The sequence below is a fragment of the Neobacillus sp. SuZ13 genome (assembly GCF_030123365.1).
Classification (GTDB): domain Bacteria; phylum Bacillota; class Bacilli; order Bacillales; family Cytobacillaceae; genus Neobacillus.
Map to the genome: position 1 here is coordinate 2,285,497 of NZ_CP126107.1, position 24,508 is coordinate 2,310,004.

Here is a 24,508-nt window from a genome sequence, read left to right on the forward strand (position 1 = left end):
CCTGCTTGTTTATATTTACCTTTAAATTTAATTGGATAACATTAATACATCCAAGTTTAAAATGTTTATCGCACTTGAGTCTCTAAGTTCTTTTAATCGATCGATTTCAAGGATGTCGATCGTACGGTTTGAGATTTGGATCCATTGTTGATTTTTCCACTTGTTAAGTATTTTATTTACCGTAATCCGAGAGGTCCCTATGTAGCGAGCAAACGATGTTTGGTCAATTGAAAAATTACCATTTTCACTTACCAATTTTAAAAGGAAATGAGCCATTTGCTGTTCTATAGGCGAATTAAGAAAGGCAATAATTTCGGCCAGAATCCTAAATTTATAGATTAATGAATTTGTAAAAATACATGCTGCCTCAGGATGTTCTTTACAAATCATCACTAAGGCTTCATCAGAGAAATAATAGATTTCAGATTGACAGTTTGAGATGGCAGATGTTAAATAGGGCTCATTTCTAGCCCCATGTTCCCCAAATAACATACCTTCTGGAACATAATTCACCGTTCGCTCTACACCTTCATGGGAAAGGAGAGTGATCTTTATACCACCCTTAGATAAGTAGAAAAAGCCTTTGCCTTCACTGCCCTGATGGTAAACTATTTCATTTTCTATAAACTCAAGTTTTTTTCCGTAATTTAAAAATGGCTGCCATGAATATCGAAGACTTTTCATATCAACACCTTACCAAGTAGCTTTTTTAATTCATCAGGTTTTTTAATTAAAAACTTTTTCCCATGGATCTCGAGGATTTCTTCTTCTTTCCATTGTTTTAAAATCTTATATAAGGTGATTCTTGTTAATCCTGTGCATTTAGTAAGGTCTTGTTGTGTGAGAGGAACTTCATAATTCTTAAATTCGTAACAAATATTTAGGAGAATCACAGCCAATTGTTGCTCTGGTGTGAGAGAGTCCAAATATATTTTATCAGCTAGGATATGCATTTTATGAATGACAGTTTTGATAAAAATATTAAGGATAGAGGGCTGTGCCTTAATTAATTTTTGAAAATGTTCACAAGAGAAAAAATAGAGAATAGAGTCATTTACCGCCGTTGCTGTCGTAAAATGGGGCTGACGGTCCATCGCTTGAACGCCTAATATCTGCCCAGGAATGGCGATGTTTAACACGCGCTCTTTTCCAATCGAAGTGGTAGTCGTCACTTTAATTAATCCCTTTTGGATAAAATAAAATCCATCCCCCATCGTACCTTGCTGATAAATAGATGCTTTCTCTTTGAAGAATTGCCTAGTACCAAACTGTAAGCAAGAATCCCAATTGATATCACTGTCAAACAAGATTGCCAACTAATCAACTCCTAAATGAAATGATAAAAACTAATCAATAAAACTGTAAATCTATGAAATATGTAATTAATCCAGTGCTATGACTTAGTTGTAATTATTTGTTAGCGCTTACATCCAGATGTAAAAAAATTTTTTTGTGTTAATCACTTAACAGTAGTGTAAAAGATTCAAGATATAAAATCAACATTAGTTGGGTGGATTTTAAATATTCAGCCAAAACCATGTTTTTACCCCATTTGATTAACGGTCAAGATTTAACTCCCAAGTATCAAATAATGGGAAGAACAGTATGGTTAGATCAAAAAAAAGGAGGGCAAGAGAGAGTTTGCACCTGAGACATAACAAAAGAGACTATTGGAGCAAATTATAAAAGGGGATGGTTGGATGAACCAGGAAGTACAATCAGTAGTAACTCAAGATTTATCTCAAACAAACAATCTAAACGCTACGAATTTTTCATTGAAGAGTATGCCTAAAGCAACCTTACTTGTAGTTGTGTTGTGCTGGTTCGCGATGTTAGCGGATGGATATGATTTGGGAATTTATGGTGCAGTTTTACCATCATTAATGGAGTACAAAGACTGGAGTATGACACCTGCACAAGCAGGGGCTATCGGTAGTTATGCTCTAGTGGGAATGCTTATCGGTGCCATTTGTGTAGGAACAATTACGGACATAATCGGCCGAAAGAAGACATTGATTTTTTGTATCATTGTATTTTCCTTATCGATGTGCCTTGTTGCTTTATCCACTTCTCCTGAGATGTTTGGATTATTCCGATTTATTGGTGGACTTGGACTAGGTGGGGTTATACCTACAGCATCTGCATTAACAATCGAGTATTCTCCTGTGCAACATCGTTCAAAACTGTACGCTATTATGTATACAGGTTATCCAATTGGAGGAGTCCTTGGTGCTTTATTCTCTATGTTCCTTTTAGAGGATTATAGCTGGAGATTAATGTTTTGGATTGGTGTGACTCCACTTTTAGTTATTCCTTTTATAATAAAATTACTTCCTGAGTCGATTAGTTTCCTAATGGCAAAGAAAAAATTGACTGAAGCTACCAGTATTGCTCAAAAATATCATCTTCCCAATGACTTTGTCCAAAGCCATATAGAGGATGAGAATAAAGGCTCCAGAAACAAATTTGCGGCAATCGCAAGTCTTTTTGCCCGGAAGAATATTCGGGCAACCATGTTTTTTTGGGTCACCTTCTTTTTGGGCCTGCTTATGATTTATGGTTTGAGTACATGGCTTCCTAAAATGATGAGAGAGGCTGGATATCCACTTGGACCAAGCTTAGGATTTTTGTTGATGCTTAATTTATCGGCAGCGATTGGTGCTTTAATAGCGGGAACTGTGGCAGATCGATGGGGATCTAAGAAAATCATTAGTTTATCTTATTTCTTAGCGGGAGTCTCAATTGCCCTATTAAGCATTAAAACATCGATGTTATTGGTGTATTGCTTAGTAGGAGTGGCAGGGTTTGGAACAATTGGGACAACACTTATTCTTAATGCCTATATTTCCAAATATTTTGAAGCAGAAAACAGAGCCACAGCACTTGGCTGGGCGCTTGGATTTGGAAGGATTGGTGCGATTTCTGGACCTATTCTCATTGGCTTTTTTATGAGTTCTAATTTGGATTTTTCCATCAATTTTTATCTATTTGCTGTAGCAGGAGTCCTTGCATCCATCACTATTTTATTTATTCCTAAAAAAGGGAACCTGAAAATTTAGCATTTATCATTCGAAAATCAGCCCGCATCATTAGTATAAAGAATGATGTGGGCTGATTTATTAGTCTTAATAAAATGAAAATTCTATTTTTTTAGAAAAAATGTTAATCAGACTACACTGACTCAAAAAATTCAATTTTATAATAAAAATATGAATTTAAAGGAGGATGTTTATGGGAATTCGTACAGGAGCACAGTATATCGAGGCGTTAAAATCTAGGAATCCAGAAGTGTGGTTATCAGGAAAAAAAGTAAAAAATATCTTTGAAGAGCCAGTTTTTCATCAGCCAATTCTTCAAATTGCAAAGCTATATGATATGCAGCATGATGCCAAGTATCAAGAGGACATTACTCATATTTGTGAAGAAACGGGAGAAAGAATTTCAAATGCATTCTTAGTCCCTAAAAGCTACCAAGATCTACAAGCAAGGAGAAGAACGTTCGAAGAGTTTGCCAAAGCGACATTTGGCTTAATGGGCAGAACCCCTGATTTCTTAAATGTTGTCGTAACATCGATGGCGAGTAATTCCGAGTTCTTAGATAAATACAATCCGGAATGGGGAAAAAATATACGATCCTATTTTAAGCATATCCGTGATAATGATTTATTTTTGACTCATGCCATCATCAATCCGCAAAATGACCGCAGTAAATCTTCACACGAACAACAGGATATGTTTACCCATCTAGGTGCTGTTAAAGAAACACCTGATGGTTTAATCGTAAGAGGAGCGAAAATGCTAGCTACCCTTGCACCAATCACTGACGAAGTAATTGTCTATTCTTTTCCTGGATTTATGCCTGGGGATGAACGTTATGCGCTTGCGTTTGCACTTCCATTAGATACGCCAGGTCTTCGCATAATTTGCCGCGAAGCCATGCAAGATGGACAGCGTTCGGTATATGACCACCCATTAGCATCAAGATTCGAGGAAATGGATGCGGTCCTGGTCTTTAATGATGTTTTAGTCCCTTGGGAGCGTGTATTCCTTTATAACAATGTAGAAGCAGCCAATTTACTTTATCCGAAAACAGGAATCGCTCAGCAGCCAGCTCATCAGTCTGGTGTAAGAGGGTTAATCAAACTACAATTTGCAACCGAAGTGGCTTGTAAAATCGCCGACTCCATCGGTGTTGATAGTTACCTTAATGTACAAAATGATTTAGGAGAATTAGTCCAATCGGTTGAATCAATTAGGGCATTGCTCCGAATTTCAGAGTACGAGCATGAAGTAACTGCTACTGGCGAAGCGATGCCAGCCTATGCCCCACTTGAAACCATTAGAGGATTGCTGCCAAAAATGTACCCACGTGCGATTGAGGTTATACAAATCATTGGTGCAGGTGGACTATTAATGTCACCTACAGATGCGGATTTCGAGAATCCGGAATTAAGAGAGGATTTAGAGAAGTATTATCTTGGAAGAGAGGGCGTTTCAGCAGAAGAGCGTGTCCATCTCTTTAAATTAGCATGGGATTTATGCGGTGAAGCATTCGGACAAAGGGTACTTCAATACGAACGCTATTATACTGGAGATCCAATTCGTAAAAGAGCGATTTTCTATAACAACCACAAAAGGAAAAATTCCTTTGAACTGGCTGATGAAGCCATGAAAATATTTAATCAGAAAAATGAGGTTACTAGTTTATAAATGTCAATTAATAGGAAGAGGAGGTGTGAACGATGCAAACGCTAAAAGATGGAGTTCTGAAACTTGAAGGTTCTGTGATTGCCATTGGTGCATTTGATGGTGTCCATAAAGGACATCAAGCTGTAATTACACAAGCTGTGGAAAAGAGTCGGTTTAATCAGGTTCCGAGCATTGTCTATACTTTCGATCCGCCTCCTCGCAATTATTTTAAGGGAGTTCAAATTTTGACAACCATTCAGGAAAAGGTTAGCAGGATCGCGAAGTTAGGTGTTGATTATATAATTGTTGCCAGCTTCGATGAATGGTATGCGACCAGGCCACCTGAAGATTTTATCAGTGAATTATCTAAGTTAAACCCGGTAGAGATTACAGTGGGTGCTGATTTTCATTTTGGAAAAAATAGAGAAGGCGATGTGAATCTTTTAGAAAAGTATTTTCATATCAATATCACTCCACCTGTTTATTGTAAAGGCGGAGAACTTATTTCATCTACGAGAATCCGCCAGTTAATTTCAAATGGAGATTTCCGGCAGTCCTACACTTTACTAGGACTATAAACAGTAGAAAAGTAAATGAAACTACTAGGGTATCACTCAGCATTAGAAGGGAGTACACACAATGAAGTTATTAGGAATTTCAGGCACAATCATTGGAGCAAAAACGAGTATTGTTGTTCAAAAGGTATTAGAGGAAGTAAAGAAACATCATCCTAACGTTGAAGTAGAATTGCTTGATTTAAGAGATTATGATGTGCAGTTCTGTGATGGACGAAATCCTTCAAACTATACAGGTGACACAAAAAAAGTTCTGGATATTGTTAATTCTGCTGACTTTTATATTATCGGAACACCGATATTCCAGGGATCTTTATCAGGGCCACTCAAAAATTTGTTTGATTTAATCAATCCAAAGGATTTTCGCAACAAAGTAATCGGTTTTGTCGCAACAGGAGGTACATACCAACATTATCTTGTTATCGAAAATCAATTGAAGCCGATTGCAGGATTTTTCCGAGCTTTCGTGGCACCAGGCTATGTCTATGTCAATAACAATCATTTTAATAAAGAAAATGAAATCATCGATGCTGAGGTTCACACAAGAATTACATCTTTAGCCAAAGAAGTAGTTTTCATGCAGGAGGCATTAAAATCAGCAGAGGAAAAATTTGCAACAGTAAATGGATAAACATTCTATTAAAAGTTGAGAGGAGAAAATTACTATGAAAAACTCTTTAAAACCAATAAACCTTTGGGGATTTATTGAAGAAAACAAGGATTTACTTAAGCCGCCAGTAAATAATAAAGTGATTTGGAAGGATTCTGAACTAATGTTTATGGTCCTCGGTGGCCCAAATAAACGACGTGATTTTCATGTGGACCCTTCTGAAGAGATTTTTTATCAATTAAAAGGTGATTGCTACGTTGAAATTATTAATGCGGAAGGTAAAAGAGAAGTAATTACCGTGAAAGAAGGAGAAGTATTTCATCTCCCACCAAATGTTCCCCACTCTCCGCATCGGATCGCTGATACAATTGGGATCGTCATTGAACGTGACAGAGCAGATGGGGAATTAGAGGATTTTGTTTGGTTCTGTGATGAATGTGATCATGAAATGCACCGCGTTACCGTCCAATTAACAAATATTGAAATACAGGTAAAAGAAGCAATTCATGGATTTAACAGTAATTTAGAACTGCGGTCTTGTAAGAACTGTGGTCATATTATGCCTGAAGAAGCGAGTGAATGGAAATGCGAGTAGATTTTCATACACATATCATCGCTGAAAATTTCCCTGATTTTGCGGCGAAGTACCAAAATGAAAAGTGGCCGGTCCTAAAGCCTACATGCTCATGTGGTGCCAATATCATGGTATCCGGAAAGGTATTCCGTGAAGTGACCGACCAAGTTTGGAGTCCTGAAAAAAGGATTCACGATATGGATGTAGAAAATGTAGATATACAAGTTTTATCGCCAATTCCCGTTACATTCTCCTATTGGGCACCTATAGAAGAAGCGGTAGCTATGGCTAGATTTCAAAATGACTTCATCGCAGAAACAGTAGCTAAACATCCAACCAAGTTTATTGGTTTAGGGACGGTACCTCTTCAGGATGTCGAAGAAGCAATTCTTGAACTAGACCGATGTGTACATCAACTTGGCTTAAAAGGAGTTGAGATTGGCACAAATATTAATGGCAAAAATTTAGATGATGAATCATTAATCGATTTCTTCGCGATGTGTGAGAAATGGAATGTCCCTATATTTATTCATCCATGGGAAACACTTGGCGGAGACCGTTTTTCCTCACATAACTTAATGTATACGGTTGGAATGCCAAGTGAAACAGCATTGGCTGCCGCTAGTTTAATCCTAGGCGGTGTTATCGAGAAATTTCCAGGACTAAAAATTTGTTTTTCTCATGGCGGCGGGTCACTTCCTTACATTCTCCCTAGACTTGATCATGGTTGGAATGTTTGGCCGCATTTACAGCTCACGGAACATCCTCCAAGCTTTTATGCCAAGAAATTTTTCTATGATTCAATCGTAAATAACCCTGTTAATATCAAATTTTTAGTCGAAAAATTTGGTGCTGAACAAGTCATTATGGGGTCGGATTATCCATTCTTACTGCGGGAAACTCCACCTGGAAAGATTATTGATGACACACTCACCCTCAGTGAAGAACAGAAACGGGCGATGCTTGGTGAAAATGCACTTAGATTTTTAAATTTACCAGTTAATCTATTAATTTAAACGGAAAAGAGGATGAGAAGATGATAGACAAAGTGTTGACTCCAGAAGAGAGATTAGAGGAACTTGGAATAAAGCTGCCGGCTCTCCGCCCCGCATCTGGTAATTATGTTAGCTGTGTACGAACAGGGAATCTAATTTTCACATCAGGTCAGGGTACTGATGAATACCGGGGAAAACTTGGTGAGGATGTATCGATAGAAGTAGGCTATCAAGCAGCAAGACAATGTATGCTTAATCTATTAGCAGTAATCAAGAATGAACTCGGCGATCTTAACAAAGTGAAACGCATTGTCAAAATCCTAGGTATGGTGAACAGCACGACTGATTTTAAAGACCATCCTAAAGTTATGAATGGATCCTCCGATTTGTTGGTGGAGGTATTTGGTGAGAAGGGAAGGCATGCAAGATCAGCAATAGGTATGGCACAACTTCCACACAATAATGCAGTCGAGGTCGAGATGATTGTAGAAGTTTGGGAAGGTGAAATCATTGAGTAAGGTCATAGAAAAACAAATACAAATTAACAATGCCAAGTTGTTTATCAATGGAGAATATGTAAGCGCTGTTACAGGGGAAACCTTTGACACACTAAATCCAGCTACCAATCAAAAATTAGCTTCTGTTGCAAGTGCTAGTGAGCAAGATGTAGAAAGAGCAATACAAGTGGCAAAGCGTACCTTTGATAGTGGCATTTGGAGTAAAATGCCCGTCGAAGAAAGAGCAAAGATTCTTTGCCGAATGGCGGATCTTGTTATGGACCGAGTCGAGGAGTTAGCGCTAATTGAAACATTAGATGTAGGGAAGCCGATTAGAGAAAGCAGAGATTTTGATATCCCGCGGGCAGCATCAAACTTAAGATTCTTTGCAGAAATGGCAAAATACATGAATCATGAGCATTACGAACAATCCAAGCATATGAGTTATACCAAATACGCTCCGGCCGGAGTCACCAGCTTAATCATTCCTTGGAATTTACCATTCATGCAAATGACATGGAAAGCTTCCGCAGCGTTAGCGGCCGGTAATACTGTGATTGTTAAACCAGCATCCTATACACCACTAAGTGCAGTCATGTTAGGTGAAATTGCCAACGAAGCAGGATTACCGCCGGGCGTATTGAATATACTGACAGGTCCAGGTGGAACAGTAGGAACGGCATTGACCACTCATCCTAACGTTCGAAGAATTTCCTTTGTCGGGGAAAGCTCTACTGGGAAAACAGTGATGAGAAATGCAGCATCACAGTTAATTCCCGTATCATTAGAATTAGGCGGCAAATCTGCCAATATCGTTTTTGAGGACGCTGATTTGGATGAAGCTGTCGCGGGCTCAATTGAAGCGATTTTTAGAAATCAAGGGGAAATCTGTTTAGCTGGTTCTCGATTACTAGTGCAAGAATCGGTTTATGATAAATTCCTTGAAAAATTTGTTGCAGCTGCAAAGAAAATCAAAGTGGGCGATCCATTGGATGAAACGACTGAGATGGGAGCGCTTATATCAAAAGGTCATCTTGAAACAGTTGATAACTACGTGCAAATTGGAATTTCTGAAGGTGCGAAACTTGCTGTAGGCGGTAAGCGTGTAGTTGGATTGCCACAAGGAAACTTTTACGAGCCAACCGTGCTCTATGATGTTAATAACAAAATGAGAGTTGCACAGGAAGAAATCTTTGGCCCAGTATTAGTGGTCATTCCATTTAAAACGGAAGAAGAAGCGATTCAAATCGCCAACGATTCGATTTATGGTTTGGCAGGAGTTGTTTGGTCAAATGATTTAAGGCGTGCACATCGAGTAGCTTCTCAAATTGATTCAGGCTTATTTTGGATCAATTGCTGGTACTATCGCGATTTAAGAACACCATTTGGTGGCTCAAAGGCGAGCGGAATTGGTCGTGAAGGCGGACGTCATAGTTTTGAATTTTACTCAGAGGCCAAGACGATTACAATGAAACTATAAGAATAGGATAAAAAGTGGCTGTTTGGCCACTTTTTATCTATTAAAATAGAAAAGGAAGGTGTAGGAATAAATGGAAATATTAGTAGAAAGAATTGCGAATGAATTAATCGATGCAGAAAGTCATCAATATTCTGTCGCACCACTAACGGAGCGCTATTCCGAGCTAACCGTAAGTGATGCCTATCAAATCCAACTCGAAGTCATCGGTAAAAAGTTAAAAGAAGGACATGTAGTGATAGGCAAAAAGGTTGGGCTTACAAGTAAAGCAATGCAACAAATGCTAGGTGTAGATGAGCCTGATTACGGCCACCTGTTGGATATTATGAAAATGGCTGATGAAGCAACGGTAAAAATAGCTGATTTTATCAGTCCTAAGGTTGAAGCGGAAATCGGTTTTATTTTGGAACAAGACTTGGTTGGTCCAAATGTGAATTATCTGGATGTGTTAATGGCTGCGAAATATGTTGTGCCAACTCTCGAGATTATTGACAGCAGAATCTGTGATTGGAAAATTAAATTGGTTGATACCGTTGCAGATAATGGTTCGTCTGCTAGAGTAGTAGTTGGGAAAAAGATGAGCACCATTGAAGGCTTGGATTTGCGAACTCAAGGAATGGTCCTTTATAAAAATGATGAACTTTTGGCCACAGGATCTGGAACAGCAGCGCTAGGACACCCGGCACAAGCAGTCGCATGGTTAGCCAATAAATTGCATGAATTCGGGATTACTCTTAAAGCAGGTGAGTTAATTCTTCCAGGAGCACTTTCCGGTGCTATTGCAGTAAAAGAAGGCGACAGGATAGTAGCAGATTTCGGCCCATTAGGTACTGCATCTGTTTCATTTGAGTAAGAGAGTTTTTCACCGAATATAAATAATAAAAGTGGAGGTTCCATTATGTCGCTGTTGCAAGGAACAGAACAAGAAATCGTAAACTATCTATTAGCTGCAGAAAAAGATAAGCGGGAAGTTGAAAAAATTACCACTAGTTATCCAACGCTAACATTTGAGCATGCCTATGAAATACAACAAAAATTAATCGAGCAAAAAGAAAAGGAAGGGCTTCGCCGAATTGGTGTAAAACTCGGTTTAACAAGTAAGGCAAAGCAGGTGATGATGGGTGTCCATGAAGCAATCTACGGATATTTAATGGATGATATGCTAGCACCTGAATGGGAACCAGTCAAATTTAGCAGTTTCATACATCCTAAGGCAGAACCAGAAATTGCATTCTTGATTAATGAAGATATCCAAGGAACTAGAGTTACAGCCGACGATATTTTAAAGGTGACAAAATATGTAGCACCAGCGATCGAGATTATTGATAGCCGTTTTTTAGATTTCAAGTTTACACTAGTAGACGTTGTTGCTGATAATTGTTCTTCATCAAAATTTATTGTAGGCAACAAATGGGTGTCGCCGGATGCGCTAAACCTCAAAGATATTGGTGTATACATCTCTAAGAATTCAGAGGTTGCAACTACTGGGACCAGTGCGGCTGTATTAGGTGATCCAGCTGCTGCGGTTGCTTGGGCTGTAAACAAGCTTGGTGAAACTGGGCAGGGATTAAAGAAAGGCGATATCGTGCTTAGCGGCGCAATAACAGAAGCAATTAGCTTTCAAGCAGGGGATACAATTTTGGCACAATTTGCGGAACTAGGCAGTGTTTCATTTACTAGCAAATAATCGGACTGCTACAATTTAATTTAAGGCTGTTTTTGTAAACTTTGTTGTTGTTATAGACAATCAATTTCCTTAAAGACGTATCGACTAATGGTTAATAATATATTCCCTAACCAAACAGTTTAACTTTTTATATAATGCAATAATCTTTCATAAAAGAGCCTATTTAATTAATGATTGGAGGATACACTGTTGTTAACTTTAGAGTATGCACAACAATTGGATAATGCAGATAGCCTTAATAGATTTAGAGAAGAATTTTACATAAAACCGAATTCTATCTATATGGATGGAAATTCACTGGGACTTCTTTCGAAAAGAGCAGAAAAGACACTACTGGAATCATTAAATGATTGGAAAGAGCATGGAATTGACGGATGGACAAACGGGAAGCACCCTTGGTTTTTTTTATCGGAAAAACTAGGAGAGATGATGGCTCCGTTAGTAGGTGCTGCAGCTAATGAAGTGATTGTTACGGGTTCCACAACGGTTAACTTGCATCAACTAGTCGCTACTTTTTATAAGCCGGATGGAAAGCGGACCAAAATTTTGGCTGATGAATTAACCTTTCCATCAGATATATATGCGCTTCAAAGTCAGCTTCGCATTCATGGATTTGATCCAGATACACATCTTGTTCGTGTAAAAAGCAGGGATGGGCGCTTTTTAGAGGAAGAAGATATTATCAAAGCGATGACCGATGAGATTGCACTCATCATTTTACCAACAGTCCTCTATCGAAGCGGCCAAATCTTAGATATGAAGCGACTGACAGCTGAAGCGAACAGAAGAGGGATATTAATCGGTTTTGATGGTTGTCATTCGATTGGAGCCATCCCACATTCGTTCAGTGAATGGGGCGTTGATTTTGCCTATTGGTGCAACTATAAACACTTAAATGGTGGTCCGGGCAGTGTTGGCGGTTTATATGTGAACTCTAAACATTTTGGCACAGCCCCTGGACTGGCTGGCTGGTTTGGTTCGAAAAAAGATAAGCAATTTGATATGGAGCATACTCTAACACCGGCTGATTCAGCGGGAGCCTATCAAATTGGGACTCCGCATGTGTTGAGTCTTGCACCTTTACTTGGTGCGTTAGAGATTTTTGCAGAAGCAGGGATTGAAAATATTCGTTCCAAGTCTTTAAAAATCAATCAATATTTAATGGATATAATTCATCAAGAGCTGCATGACTTCGGATTCACGATTGGAAACCCTAGCGAAGATATTCGACGTGGTGGCCATGTAAGTTTAGAGCATAAAGAAGCAGCACGTATTTGTAAAGCGTTGAAAGAAAATGGCATCATTCCAGATTTCCGTGCACCAAACATCATTCGACTTGCACCTGTTGCGCTTTATACCTCCTATACAGAGGTTTGGGAAGTCGTCCAGATTCTTAAGAAGATTATGACTGAAAAGCAATATGAACAGTTTAAAAATGAACGTGAAGTTGTAGCTTAACTAAAGGGTCGAGGAGGAATTATATGGCGAACAATCATTTGAATAATGGAAATGGATCAGGGTTAAAGCGTGAATTAAAAACAAGTCAACTGACAATGATTGCGATGGGATGTGCGATTGGAACAGGTCTTTTCCTTGGAAGTGGACTTGCTATCAGTACAGCCGGTCCTAGTGTATTAATCAGTTATGCAATCGGTGCTTTCATTGTCTTACTATTAATGGGATGTTTATCTGAAATGACTGTTGCCCATCCAACATCAGGATCTTTTGGAACGATTTCTGAGAAGTATATTAGCCCGTTCGCTGGTTATCTTGTCCGTTATTCCTATTGGGTTGCGAATGTTCTAGCGGTTGGGGTTGAGGTAAGTGCGATTGCCGTTTATATGAAGTATTGGTTTCCAGATGTACCTGGGTTTGTTTGGATTTTGTTGTTCGCCGCAGTATTGATTTATGTAAATGCAACAAGTGTCAATACCTTTGCAACATTTGAGTATTGGTTCTCGATGATCAAAATTAGTGCCATCGTTGGATTCATTCTCCTTGGAGCATATGTTTTCATTGGAGGGTCCGCTAAGCCTGAAATGGGACCTGAGAACTTCGTTAATGAAGGTGGATTCTTACCGTTCGGCATGTGGGGAATGTGGGTCGCTATCTTTATTTCTCTATTTAGCTTTTTAGGGACGGAATTGATCGCCGTTACTGCTGGAGAAGCGAAGGACCCAGATGTTGCGGTACCTAAAGCTTTGAAAGCAACTGTTTTCCGTTTATCGACATTTTATATTATTACTCTTGGCATCATGCTAATGATTGTTCCATGGAAATCTGCAGGAGTTGAAGAAAGTCCGTTCGTAAAAGTGATGGAACTTTTAAATATTCCAGGTGCAAGTGGAATTATGAATTTTATAATTTTAACTGCTGCTTTGTCTGCTATGAACAGTCAGCTTTACGCGTCTACTCGAATGATGTTTTCATTATCTAGAGGAAATCATGCACCAGCTTTTTTAGGCAAATTAAGCAGAAAAGGTGTCCCGTTAAGCGCACTTGCTATTTCAACAATAGGGATTTTTCTTGCAGCTGCAGTAAATGCTTTATTACCAGATTCGTCTTACGCATTTATGATGGGGATTTCCATGTTCGGTGCCATCTTCACATGGTTTATGGTGTTTGTTTCCCATTTGTTTTTCAGAAGAAAGTGGGAGCAGTCAGGCGGCCGGAAGTTGCCAGTTAAAATGGTTGGTTTTCCATACTTGACGATACTTGGAGCGGTTCTTCTATTGAGTTTAATGATCACCACTTGGTTTACAGGTTTTAAAATTATGCTCCAATTTGGTGTTCCATGGTTACTATTCTTAACGGCTGCCTACTTTATTTTTAATAAAAGCAAAAATAATCCTGAAAAGAACAAGTCTGATGCAATTCTTAATAAAAAGGTAAATTAACGATATAAATACTCATAAATAACTTAACTTTATTAGAATGCTGGAGGTATAATACCATGAATTCACAAGAAAAGAACACTAAACATGATTTGGAGAAGGAGATACAAACCGATTTTCAAAAATCGATGTCCTATGGTGATTATCTTCATCTTGATAAAATTTTATCAAGTCAGCATCGGTTATCCGATCACCATGATGAGATGTTATTTATAGTTATTCATCAAGCAAGTGAATTATGGATGAAGTTAATCATTCATGAATTGACGGCTGCAATTGAGTATATACAAAACAATGATTTGGAGCCATCATTCAAAATTTTATCACGTGTTTCCAGAATCCAGCAGCAATTGATTCAGTCATGGAGTGTCCTTTCGACCCTGACACCTTCTGAGTATTTAGAGTTTAGAGATAAATTGGGTCAATCATCAGGATTCCAATCTTATCAGAATCGTTTGATTGAATTTGCATTAGGAAACAAAAATGCTCATACACTTGCAGTCTATAAACACCAAACAGAATTATATGAAAGAATGCAAGAAGCCCTTAATCAACCAAGTATTTATGATGCTGCGATCCAGGCCCTTGTAGCGCGTGGCTTACCTGTTGATCATGAGGTTCGCCACCGGGATTTGTCCAAAAACTATGAGCCAAATGCTAGTGTCGAGGAAGCTTGGCTAACCGTTTATCGAAATGTGGACCAATACTGGGACCTTTACGAGTTAGCAGAGAAGTTAGTTGATATCGGCAATCAGCAGCAATTATGGCGATTTAATCATATGAGTACGGTAGAGAGAATCATAGGTCATAAGCAGGGGACAGGTGGATCGTCCGGTGTGACCTATTTAAAAAGAGTACTAGACCAACAATTTTTCCCTGAACTTTGGAGTTTAAGAACGAAGCTTTAGATTGAAAAGCATCGGGTACAAAAGTCCACAAAACCTTGTAATAAGGTTTTGTGGCTTTTTTTTTATAAGATTAATAGGTGTTTCTGATAATAGTGAGGAAGGAAAATTGGTTCAACAGTAACTAGTGGAGGCGACTAATGCCCGTGGAGGCAGAAAAAACAGTTCAACGGTAACTAGTGTAGGGGACTAATGCCCGTGGAGACAGAAAAAACGGTTCAACGGTAACTAGTGGAGACGACTAATGCCCGTGGAGGCAGAAAAAACAGTTCAACGGTAACTAGTGGAGGCGACTAATGCCCGTGAAGGCAGAAAAAACGGTTCAACGGTAACTAGTGGAGGCACTAATGCCCGTGGAGGCAGAAAAAACAGTTCAACGGTAACTAGTGTAGGCGACTAATGCCCGTGGAGTCAGAAAAAACGGTTCAACGGTAACTAGTGGAGACGACTAATGCCCATGGAGGCAGAAAAAACAGTTCAACGGTAACTAGTGGAGGCGACTAATGCCCGTGAAGGCAGAAAAAACGGTTCAACGGTAACTAGTGTAGGCGACTAATGCCCGTGGAGGCAGAAAAAACAGTTCAACGGTAATTAGTGGAGGCGACTAATGCCCGTGAAGGCAGAAAAAACAGTTCAACGGTAACCAGTGAAGGCGACTAATGCCCGTGGAGGCAGAAAAAACGGTTCAACTGTAACTAGTAGAAGCCCTTGAAGAGGGGAAAACTAGTTCGAATAAAATGGTACATATTACATGAATTAACGTTATTTGGGCAATTATAAAACGAGACTGAAAAAGAGGAGGAAGACCAAAAATCCTATGTGGAAAAAAGTAAGTCTAAAACAGCATAAAAGTTCAGGAAATACTTCTTCCTCCGATGACCTATTAACCAAAAATTTGATAAAGAATGTAGGACAAATTAAAGAGGATTTAGGCGATTGCTCTGATTTGAACGTTCGTATGATCAAGCATAAAGAAAATCCCTTTGCCTTTGCAGTCATACATATTGATGGGATTTCAAATACACCAAAAATTGATGAACATGTCATAGAACCACTATTAACAAACAAGTTTGACCCAGCTTCTAGAACAATAAAAGATGAATTACAACAGGTAATCGCAGTTACAAATATTAAGGAAAAAAACACATTTAAAGATATACTTTCAGCGATTGTTTCTGGTGGCACAGTCATTTTAATAGATAATGATCCGAGTGCACTTATCCTTAGTACAAGAGAAATTGAATCACGTAGTATCGTGGAACCAACAACACAAACGGTCATTCGCGGACCAAAAGACAGCTTTACAGAAAACCTTAGAACCAACACCTCCCTTGTCCGATCTCGAATCCAAAGTCCGAATTTACGACTGGATTCGATGATAATTGGTGAAGTGACTCAAACTCAAGTTGAAATCATGTACATCAAGGACATTGCTGACGAGTCTATTGTAAAAGAAGTTAAGAATCGTCTTCAGAAAATAAAAATAGACGGCATTATTGAATCTGCCTATATTGAAGGTTTTATTCAAGATGAAATGCAAACTCCTTTTCCAACAGTTCAAAATACAGAACGCCCGGATGCAGTGGTTGGAAATTTACTTGAAGGACGCGTGGCCATTTTTATGACTGGGACTCCTTACGTGCTTATTGTCCCGGTAACCTTTACCCAACTCTTCCAATCTCCGGAGGATTATTATCAGAATCAATATATAAGCAGTGTTTTAAGGATTTTACGTTTGGGGGCATTTTTTTTAGCCTTATATGCACCGGCTGTATATGTAGCAATGATTACACACCATCAGGCACTTGTTCCTACTGTATTACTTGTCAGTATTGCTGCCCAACGAGAGGCTATCCCTTTTCCTGCCATTGTGGAAGCTTTTATTATGGAGATTACCTTTGAAGTACTAAGAGAAGCAGGAATTAGGATGCCGAGAGCAGTTGGGTCAGCCCTTTCTATTGTGGGAGCGCTTATCCTTGGACAAGCAGCTGTAGATGCAGGCTTTGTATCTGCAGCTATGGTTATTATCGTTTCTGTAACAGCCATCGCTAGTTTCGCACTCCCAAACTACAATCTTGGAATCGCTGCACGCTCACTTCGTTTTTTATTATTGATCGTTGCCTCATACGCCGGGCTTTATGGTGTGTTAGCTGCTTCCCTTATTATTGGGATGCATATGTGCTCGTTGCGTTCGTTTGGGGTTCCATATCTATCTCCTATAGCTCCATTCAAACTAAAGGAGCAAAAGGATGTCCTATTTCGTTTTGCTTTACCAAACCTAATAAACAGACCAACACCTGCAAATGAAAAAAATAAAGTAAGGATAGGGAATAGGAATGAGGGAGAATAGAGTGAGAACTAAAATATCGTTCTTGATTATATTCTTATTTGTCGTACTCTCGGGGTGTTCAAATTATACGGAATTAAATGAAATAGCCATTGTCCTCGGAATAGGGATTGATTATATCCCTGAAAAAGATGTTTACGAAGTCACCTACCAAGTAGTTAATCCAAGTGAAAATGCTGCAAGAGGAACGGGTTCCGGCGGTACGCCAGTAATTAACTATAAAAGCAGGGGTAAAACAATTTCTGAAGCAGCTGGTAATTCCACAAATATTTTTCCCCGGAAAAATATTTATTCGCATATTCAGTTAGTACTCATTGGTGAACAACTGGCAAAAAAGGAGAGTTTGAACTTTATTTTTGATGTATTTGAGCGGGATGCAGGAGTGCGTGTCAATGTTCCTGTTCTAATTACCCGTAATGCTGACATAAAAACGACAATGGATATACTTTCTTCTATTGATAAAATTCCTGTTCGATCACTTGTAGGCAAGGTAATGAATGCATCAGATTTATTAGGGGAACATGGTGAAATTAAAATTTACGATATTATTGAGAATTTAACTAACGAAGGTTCAGAACCAACAATAAGTGGGATAAGCATAAGAGGTAATTCAAAAACTGGTGCTAGCAAGAAAAACATAGAAAGTATGAATAAGACATTCATATTCCTCAATGGAATTGCTGTATTTAATAAAGGAAAATTAGTTGGATGGATAGATGGAAAAAAGACAAAGTCGCTTCAAATTATTAAGAATAAAATACGAACTAGCAGTTTGAGAATTCATTGTGACCAGAAGCGGTATAACAATTTACTCGTGAATCACTTGAAAAGTAAGTCAAAAGTCGATTTGCAGAACAGTCAAGCAGTCATAACAATTCAGGTGAACGCTTTCGGTAATCTAACTGAATTGCTCTGTAACAAGGATATAAGTAAGCGTGAAGTAATAAAAGAATACCAGCGTAAAGGTGAACAAGAACTGGAAAAAGAAATAAAAGATGGAATTATTGTGGCACAGAAGTTGGAGAGTGATGTTTTCGGCTTTGGGGAAATTTTACGAAACACTCATCAAAAAAAATGGAGAAAATCCAAGCAGCAGTGGAATAAGTTATTTTCACAAGCGAAGGTAAATGTCCAGGTGAATTTGACTATTGAAGGGACAGGAATGCGAATTAAGCCTTATCCTTATTGATCTAGGAGGGAAAGAAATGGAACAGGTAAAGGTCAATGGGTTTCAGTTGTTTAGTGTCATCTTTTTATTTGAATTAGGAAGCGCAATTCTTGTAGGGATGGCTGGTGAAGCAAGGCAAGATTCATGGATTACAATCCTATTTGGAATTGCTTCAGGTTGCGTACTATATCTTATTTTCACAAAATTATATACTATGTATCCTGCTTTACCATTGACCAGTTACCTTCAAAAAATTCTAGGGCGTTATTTGGGCTGGCTCTTTGGGCTAATGTATGTAACATATTTTATGTACATCGCTTCTAGGGTTTTGAGGGATTTCGAGGAATTATTAGTTATTGCAGCATATCGATCAGAAACACTTCTGACGCTTGGAATCATCATGATGGTATGTGTAATGTATGCAATTTTTAAAGGAATTGAAGTATTTTTTCGCATATCGGAGCTTTGCCTTTTTATCATCGTGTTCATGCTTCTCTTTATTATATTATTTGAAATGGCTAGTGGAATAATAAAATTACAACATCTCCGTCCAATATTAGAACACGGTTGGCGTCCTTTAGTTAGTTCCTATCCAACTACTCTAACTTTCCCTTTCGGGGAAATGATTACGTTCACAATGCTTCTTCCATTCTTAAATAAACAAGAAAAGGCTAAAAAAGTGGGTATTTTAGCTATCGTATTGAGTGGTTTATGCCTTCTATTATTTACCCTATTGAATATCGCCATTACCGGAGCAGATATTGCATCCCGGTCTGCCTTTCCTATCCTTACGGCTGTAAGTTATATTAACATTGCTGAATTTGTTCAAAGGCTCGATACAGTGGTGATTATTAGTATGGTCATATTAGGATTTGTAAAAATAACTGTTTTTCTCTTCTGTGCTTTTATCGGGACAATAGATTTGTTTAAGATCAAACATCAAAAAAATTTAATTTATCCAATGGGAATCATTGTTTTAGTTAGCTCAGTCATTATGGCACCAAATTATATAGCGCACATTAACGAAGGATTAAAAATTGTACCGTACTATTTGCATATTCCTATGCAAATAGTAATCCCAATATTATTATTGGTAATTGCCTTGATAAAAAGAAAGCTCAAGCCAGCTTATGCCTGATACTACGCATTATTCTTCTTATTAATACTGGATCTCTTGACCTTTGTAAAAACAAGCGGCAGGAAGGAAAAAATAATCAGAATAACTTCTTCACCTGTCATCTTTTGTTTTATTTTTTTAAAGGAATTAAAAGTCTCATATATACTAAGACCTTGGAGCAGATCAATTATTATATTGACTCCTATAACAAGGGAAAATAAAAGTAAGATTATAAATAATAATTGTTTCAAGAGTATCACCCAGCTTTTTTTTCTTATTATTTGTATATATAGGAATATTAGCCCAATATGTAATATCTTTAACAAAATTGTAATGTGGACAAGCCCTTCCGACATAGGATACACGGATTAGTATTTAAGTCGTATAGGAGGGGTTCGATTGCCCAGAAAGTGGTTAGTATTTTTGGTATTTGCCTTTTTTATGTTGTCTAGTTTTTTTGTTGGTGTCCCGACAGGTTCTGCAGCCTCCAGTGGAAAATTAATTATTATTAACAAGACTACCAATCGACTTGCCTACTTTGAAAACGGAGTGTTTAAGAAGCAGTTTAAAGTTGGAACTGGGAGAAAAAAATCGTATACGCCAGAGGGCAAGTTCAAGATTGTGGTTAAGATTAAGAATAGGCCTTACTATAAGGGACATATTCCGGGTGGAGACCCTCGTAATCCGCTAGGTAACCGCTGGCTTGGTTTAAATGCCCGGGGAACATGGGGAACGACCTATGCGATTCATGGGAACAGCAACCCAAGCTCCATTGGCGGATATGTAAGCAGCGGTTGTATTCGGATGTATGATAGTGAAGTAGAATGGTTGTATAGCCAAGTCCCAACAGGTACCCCAGTAATCATCACCTCATCAGGGAAATCCTTCAACGCAATTGCATTAGCCAATGGATATAAAGTAAAAGGCGGCTCAGGTGCACCTTCCGTTCCTGTTAGTACCAGTGGAGAAATCCTTAAAAAAGGCAGTCGGGGTCCAGCTGTCCAAGAACTTCAACGTAAGCTGACTTCACTAGGGTATAGTACAAAAGGTGTTGATGGTGTCTTTGGAGTAAACACCGATACTGCGTTGCGCAAATTTCAAAAAGCTCATAAATTAACAGCTGATGGGGTCGTTGGTCCAGCAACAAAAAAAGCATTAGGAATTAAGTAACAATAAAGAAACTGTTCATGAAGTTGCTCAAATTATTGAGCACTCTTTTTTTTTGAATCCATACAGTTTTTTTCGGGAAGTTTACATAAATTTACACAAATTATATGAACATAGAGTATAACCGTAATTTGTTGGAGGTAATGGTATGAGTCGACTGGATAGGCTCAAGATGGAAAAAGTGGAACCAAAACATTGGCGGCAGTTCAATGAATTATTACGTTATGTTTTCCAAGTAACTAAAAAAGACTTACAGACGGTAGGCTGGGAGGAGCGTGAAATTGCATTAGCAAAACTGCCTGTTTTAGAGCAGGCTGATGTGTTAGGCTGGTTTGATGGTGAAAAACTAATCTCTCAAGTTGCTGTTTATCCATTTCAAGTAAACATATATGGTCGAACCTTTGAAATGGGCGGATTGACTGGGGTTGGCACCTATCCAGAATATGCGAATTTAGGATTGATGAATAAGTTGATCTGGCAGGCACTGTCTGATATGAAGGATCGAAACCAATCGATTTCATATTTATATCCCTATTCATTGCCTTTTTATCGTAAAAGGGGATGGGAGATTATATCCGATAAAATGACCTTTGAAATTAAAGACTATCAATTACCAAAAGTTAAGAAAGTTTCAGGTTACGTCGATCGGCTAAATACTGAGCATTCAGATATTAAAACAGTTTACCAGCTTTTTTCCAGGACACGGCATGTAGCCATGATTCGAAACAATTTAGCTTGGGAAGAATTCTGGAGATGGGAACTGGATGAATTAACGGCCGCAGTTTATTATGATCGTTCGCATCAGCCACAAGGGTATTTGCTGTACTGGATTTCTCAAGACGTATTGCATGTCAAGGAAATGATCTATATGAATGAAGAAGCGCGAAACGGACTTTGGAACTTTATCAGTGCCCATTTCTCAATGGTGACGAAGGTTGTCGGGAATATTTTTACCAATGAGCCATTGGCTTTCTGGTTGGAGGACGGGGATATTAAAGAAACAATTGCTCCTTATTTCATGGCACGTATTGTTGATGTCACACAGTTTATCGAACAATTCCCATTCAGAGCGCCTGGCACTGATATTCACATGACGATAAAAATTGACGATCCAATTCTAGAGTGGAATCAAGGGCTATATACACTTCAAGTATCTGCAGTCGGTCAAGGTGAAATGATGCCAAGCAAGGGAAAGCCAGATGTAACTGTTACGATTCAGACTTTAACAACAATGCTGCTTGGATACAAACGACCGTCCTATTTAGCAGCAATCGGAAGACTTTCCTGTAATGAGCAAACGGTGGAAATATTAGAGAACTTAATTGAACGAGAGACGCCCTATTTCTCCGATTATTTTTGAAGTGTTAAACTTTTTTCCTCTTTCCAAATTGAAAGAGGAATTTTTAAATTATTAGAAGTTTAAAATAAATATTCCATTATGGGGCAAAATTGGTTTATTATAATGAAATAATATTTTTTTTAAAAAGGAGTTTATTAATGAATTTTTCTGCTAAACAGATTGTCTTTATTAGTTTTATGTTATTTTCTATGTTTTTCGGGGCTGGAAACTTAATCTTTCCACCATTTTTGGGGCAGTCAGCGGGGGATCATCTGTGGACAGCTCTTGCAGGTTTTATTATTTCAGCAGTTGGATTACCAATTTTAGGGGTTGTTGCCGTAGCTAAGGCAGGAAGCTTTAACGAACTTAACCAACGAGTTCATCCTTTTTTTGCTTTTATCTTTCCATTTCTCATCTATATAGCAATCGGACCTGGATTGGCGATTCCTCGAGCGGGTAGTCTGGCATTTGAAATGGGGTTAGCTCCTTTTTTATCAGAAAATCTGGTCGAAAGTCCAATGTCATTGCTTGTATATAGCATTGTTTTCTTTGGATTAGTCGCGTGGTTATGTATGTATCCTTCTAAACTGATTGACCTTTTTGGGAAGTTATTGACTCCAATCCTACTAGTTCTTATAGCTATTATTTTTGTTAAGAGCTTAATTGACCCAATCGGTTCATTTGAAACACCAAAGGATAATTATATTTCAAATCCTGTCTTTCAAGGGTTTTTAGATGGATATTTAACAATGGATGCGTTAGCGGCTTTAGCATTTGGTATTGTAATAGCCAACACATTAAAAGCACAAGGTGTGGTCGATGACAAAAAAAGATCTATATATATGATGTACGCCGGATTAGGTGCGGGTTTGCTGTTAACCGTAATTTACCTGATCTTAGGATACTTAGGGGCTGCAAGCGCATCTTTAGGAAAAACAGAAAATGGGGCACAAATTTTGGCAAATGTAATGACACATTTATTTGGTCAAAGTGGGACCTTTATTTTAGGGTTAGTATTTACCATTGCCTGTTTTTGCGTATCGATTGGTTTAGTCACTTCCTGCAGTCAGTTCTTCGCAAATGCTATTCCAAAAATAAATTATAAAATATGGGTTATGATCTTAGCAGTTCTTAGTACTGCCATTGCTAATTTAGGATTAACGCAAATCTTAAAAATCTCCGTTCCGATACTAGGCATGATCTACCCTATTGCCATCGTGATTATTTTATTAGGCCTTTTTGATGATTTAATTAAGAAATCCCGTCAGATTTATATCACGGTTGTCAGCTTTGTTGCCCTTTTTAGTATTATTGATACGATAAATAAAACATTCCTCGCTAATAAATGGAGTGGGGCATTTGAAATTCTTCCTTTTTATACAGAAGGCATTGGATGGATAATCCCAGCCCTCATTGGTTTAATAATTGGGTATCTACTTGGATTATTTACTGAAAAACCATTGGAAGCTTGAAAAATCTATAAACCATTAAATTTCCTTGTTAAGAATAAGAACCTATTAACTAGAAGAGGCTAAACAAGTATTATTTAGCTCTTTTAGGAGGTTTTCTATTGTATTTTTATCGAGAAGATTTAATAAACGTAATCGTTCCGGACAAGCCCGATCCTGCTGCAGCAAAGGTCCTTCAAGAAGCACTTGGAGGCAGATTTGGAGAAATGCGGACGATGATGCAGTTTTTCTTCCAAAGCTCTAATTTCCGCGGTAATCAAAAACAATACCGGGATTTAATTAGGGGAGTATTTCTTGAGGAAATCAGTCATGTTGAACTTGTACAAACAACGATTAATCAGCTATTAAATGGTTCAGGTGAAGAGGCAGTTGGTGCAGGCGGCAGTACAGGTGCACCTTTAGAAGAAGCCATTAAACATGCTAACCCTCATCATTTTATTATGGGTGCACAAAGTTCACTTCCAGTGGACGCAGGGGGTAATCCATGGACCGGAAATTACGTCTATAGTCACGGGAATTTAATCAGTGATTTATTAGACAATTTGGTTCTGGAATCTACTGGGGTCCTGCAAAAATCCCGAATCTATGAAATGAGTTCAAATAAAACCTTTAGAGAAACTTTGGCTTTCTTAATTGTTCGTGATAATGCTCATCAAAATGCTTTTGCCAAAGCATTAGAGACTCTCGGCGTAGATTGGGGGAAACTCTTCCCGGTTCCTAATTATGATATCAATAAATATCCTGAATGCAGAAAATATGTTGAAATGGGCTTCCATAATGCTCAGTTCAATTTTAGACTTGATGATACACTGATCGGCCAAATTTTCCAAGGTGAAACTCCTAGTAGAAATGGCGGAACGCTTCAAGTTGTACCACCGCCACAAGGGTATCCAGTTCCTGTCTTACCAGAGATGCCAAATGAACATAGTCCAGGTTTGAGTGATTTAAATTCATAGGTTGCACAATAAATAAACACGGCTCACGAGTGCCGTGTTTAT

23 protein-coding genes are annotated in these 24,508 nt (G+C 38.3%); 20 read left to right on the forward strand and 3 right to left on the reverse strand.

The window, feature by feature from the left end:
- Window positions 1-27 precede the first annotated feature (27 nt).
- Window positions 28-684 carry a Crp/Fnr family transcriptional regulator gene (locus QNH17_RS10935; protein WP_283878702.1) on the reverse strand — a complete coding sequence of 219 codons (657 nt, stop codon included), beginning with the start codon at window positions 682-684 and terminating at the stop codon, window positions 28-30.
- Window positions 681-1,316 carry a Crp/Fnr family transcriptional regulator gene (locus QNH17_RS10940; RefSeq protein WP_283878703.1) on the reverse strand — a complete coding sequence of 212 codons (636 nt, stop codon included), beginning with the start codon at window positions 1,314-1,316 and terminating at the stop codon, window positions 681-683. The genes QNH17_RS10935 and QNH17_RS10940 overlap by 4 nt, the downstream gene beginning before the upstream one ends.
- Window positions 1,317-1,784: 468 nt before the next feature.
- On the opposite strand from QNH17_RS10940, the gene QNH17_RS10945 reads away from it, so the two are divergent.
- The 16 genes from QNH17_RS10945 to QNH17_RS11020 all read left to right on the forward strand — a co-directional run bounded on the left by QNH17_RS10945 (window position 1,785) and on the right by QNH17_RS11020 (window position 19,556).
- Window positions 1,785-3,059 (forward strand): MFS transporter, encoded by a 1,275-nt coding sequence (locus tag QNH17_RS10945; RefSeq protein ID WP_283879483.1) that lies wholly within the window; start codon window positions 1,785-1,787, stop codon window positions 3,057-3,059.
- A gap of 172 nt (window positions 3,060-3,231) precedes the next feature.
- Window positions 3,232-4,710 carry a 4-hydroxyphenylacetate 3-hydroxylase family protein gene (locus tag QNH17_RS10950; RefSeq protein ID WP_283878704.1) on the forward strand — a complete coding sequence of 493 codons (1,479 nt, stop codon included), beginning with the start codon at window positions 3,232-3,234 and terminating at the stop codon, window positions 4,708-4,710.
- A gap of 32 nt (window positions 4,711-4,742) precedes the next feature.
- Window positions 4,743-5,267 carry an FAD synthetase family protein gene (locus QNH17_RS10955; RefSeq protein WP_283878705.1) on the forward strand — a complete coding sequence of 175 codons (525 nt, stop codon included), beginning with the start codon at window positions 4,743-4,745 and terminating at the stop codon, window positions 5,265-5,267.
- 61 nt (window positions 5,268-5,328) lie between these two features.
- Complete coding sequence (locus QNH17_RS10960) at window positions 5,329-5,895, forward strand: NADPH-dependent FMN reductase (RefSeq protein ID WP_283878706.1); 567 nt, start codon at window positions 5,329-5,331, stop codon at window positions 5,893-5,895.
- A gap of 34 nt (window positions 5,896-5,929) precedes the next feature.
- Window positions 5,930-6,469 (forward strand): 3-hydroxyanthranilate 3,4-dioxygenase, encoded by a 540-nt coding sequence (locus QNH17_RS10965; RefSeq protein WP_283878707.1) that lies wholly within the window; start codon window positions 5,930-5,932, stop codon window positions 6,467-6,469.
- Window positions 6,460-7,464, forward strand: a complete 1,005-nt coding sequence (locus QNH17_RS10970; protein WP_283879484.1) for an amidohydrolase family protein — start codon at window positions 6,460-6,462, stop codon at window positions 7,462-7,464. Before QNH17_RS10965 ends, QNH17_RS10970 begins: the two co-directional genes overlap by 10 nt.
- A gap of 23 nt (window positions 7,465-7,487) precedes the next feature.
- The gene (locus QNH17_RS10975; protein ID WP_283879485.1) at window positions 7,488-7,961 is read left to right on the forward strand and encodes a RidA family protein; all 474 of its coding nucleotides are present in this window, start codon (window positions 7,488-7,490) and stop codon (window positions 7,959-7,961) included.
- Complete coding sequence (locus QNH17_RS10980) at window positions 7,954-9,420, forward strand: aldehyde dehydrogenase (protein WP_283878708.1); 1,467 nt, start codon at window positions 7,954-7,956, stop codon at window positions 9,418-9,420. Before QNH17_RS10975 ends, QNH17_RS10980 begins: the two co-directional genes overlap by 8 nt.
- A gap of 70 nt (window positions 9,421-9,490) precedes the next feature.
- A complete protein-coding gene (locus QNH17_RS10985; protein WP_283878709.1) occupies window positions 9,491-10,270 on the forward strand; it encodes a 2-keto-4-pentenoate hydratase in 780 nt (259 codons plus the stop codon).
- Between the two features lie 45 nt (window positions 10,271-10,315).
- Window positions 10,316-11,104, forward strand: coding sequence for a 2-keto-4-pentenoate hydratase (locus QNH17_RS10990; RefSeq protein WP_283878710.1), 789 nt, complete (start codon window positions 10,316-10,318; stop codon window positions 11,102-11,104).
- Window positions 11,105-11,290: 186 nt separating this feature from the next.
- On the forward strand, window positions 11,291-12,562 hold the full coding sequence (gene kynU, locus QNH17_RS10995) for a kynureninase (protein WP_481858617.1): 1,272 nt from the start codon (window positions 11,291-11,293) through the stop codon (window positions 12,560-12,562).
- A gap of 23 nt (window positions 12,563-12,585) precedes the next feature.
- Window positions 12,586-14,001, forward strand: a complete 1,416-nt coding sequence (locus tag QNH17_RS11000; RefSeq protein ID WP_283878712.1) for an amino acid permease — start codon at window positions 12,586-12,588, stop codon at window positions 13,999-14,001.
- Window positions 14,002-14,057: 56 nt separating this feature from the next.
- Complete coding sequence (gene kynA / locus QNH17_RS11005) at window positions 14,058-14,906, forward strand: tryptophan 2,3-dioxygenase (RefSeq protein WP_283878713.1); 849 nt, start codon at window positions 14,058-14,060, stop codon at window positions 14,904-14,906.
- Window positions 14,907-15,720: 814 nt separating this feature from the next.
- On the forward strand, window positions 15,721-17,253 hold the full coding sequence (locus QNH17_RS11010) for a spore germination protein (RefSeq protein ID WP_283878714.1): 1,533 nt from the start codon (window positions 15,721-15,723) through the stop codon (window positions 17,251-17,253).
- Between the two features lies 1 nt (window position 17,254).
- Window positions 17,255-18,439, forward strand: coding sequence for a Ger(x)C family spore germination protein (locus tag QNH17_RS11015; protein WP_283878715.1), 1,185 nt, complete (start codon window positions 17,255-17,257; stop codon window positions 18,437-18,439).
- Between the two features lie 16 nt (window positions 18,440-18,455).
- Complete coding sequence (locus tag QNH17_RS11020; RefSeq protein WP_283878716.1) at window positions 18,456-19,556, forward strand: GerAB/ArcD/ProY family transporter; 1,101 nt, start codon at window positions 18,456-18,458, stop codon at window positions 19,554-19,556.
- A gap of 2 nt (window positions 19,557-19,558) precedes the next feature.
- Here the strand turns inward: QNH17_RS11020 and QNH17_RS29990 are convergent, their stop codons facing one another.
- Window positions 19,559-19,891 carry a YczF family membrane protein gene (locus tag QNH17_RS29990; protein ID WP_481858594.1) on the reverse strand — a complete coding sequence of 111 codons (333 nt, stop codon included), beginning with the start codon at window positions 19,889-19,891 and terminating at the stop codon, window positions 19,559-19,561.
- A gap of 43 nt (window positions 19,892-19,934) precedes the next feature.
- Between QNH17_RS29990 and QNH17_RS11025 the strand changes: the two genes are divergently transcribed.
- The 4 genes from QNH17_RS11025 to QNH17_RS11040 all read left to right on the forward strand — a co-directional run bounded on the left by QNH17_RS11025 (window position 19,935) and on the right by QNH17_RS11040 (window position 24,466).
- Entirely contained in the window at window positions 19,935-20,705 is a 771-nt protein-coding gene (locus tag QNH17_RS11025) for a L,D-transpeptidase family protein (protein WP_283878717.1), read from the forward strand.
- Between the two features lie 145 nt (window positions 20,706-20,850).
- Window positions 20,851-22,062, forward strand: a complete 1,212-nt coding sequence (locus QNH17_RS11030; protein ID WP_283878718.1) for a GNAT family N-acetyltransferase — start codon at window positions 20,851-20,853, stop codon at window positions 22,060-22,062.
- A 137-nt stretch (window positions 22,063-22,199) separates the two neighbouring features.
- Window positions 22,200-23,513: a branched-chain amino acid transport system II carrier protein gene (brnQ, locus tag QNH17_RS11035; RefSeq protein WP_283878719.1), complete on the forward strand. Its 1,314-nt coding sequence runs from the start codon at window positions 22,200-22,202 to the stop codon at window positions 23,511-23,513.
- 98 nt (window positions 23,514-23,611) lie between these two features.
- Complete coding sequence (locus QNH17_RS11040) at window positions 23,612-24,466, forward strand: manganese catalase family protein (RefSeq protein ID WP_283878720.1); 855 nt, start codon at window positions 23,612-23,614, stop codon at window positions 24,464-24,466.
- Window positions 24,467-24,508: the final 42 nt, after the last annotated feature.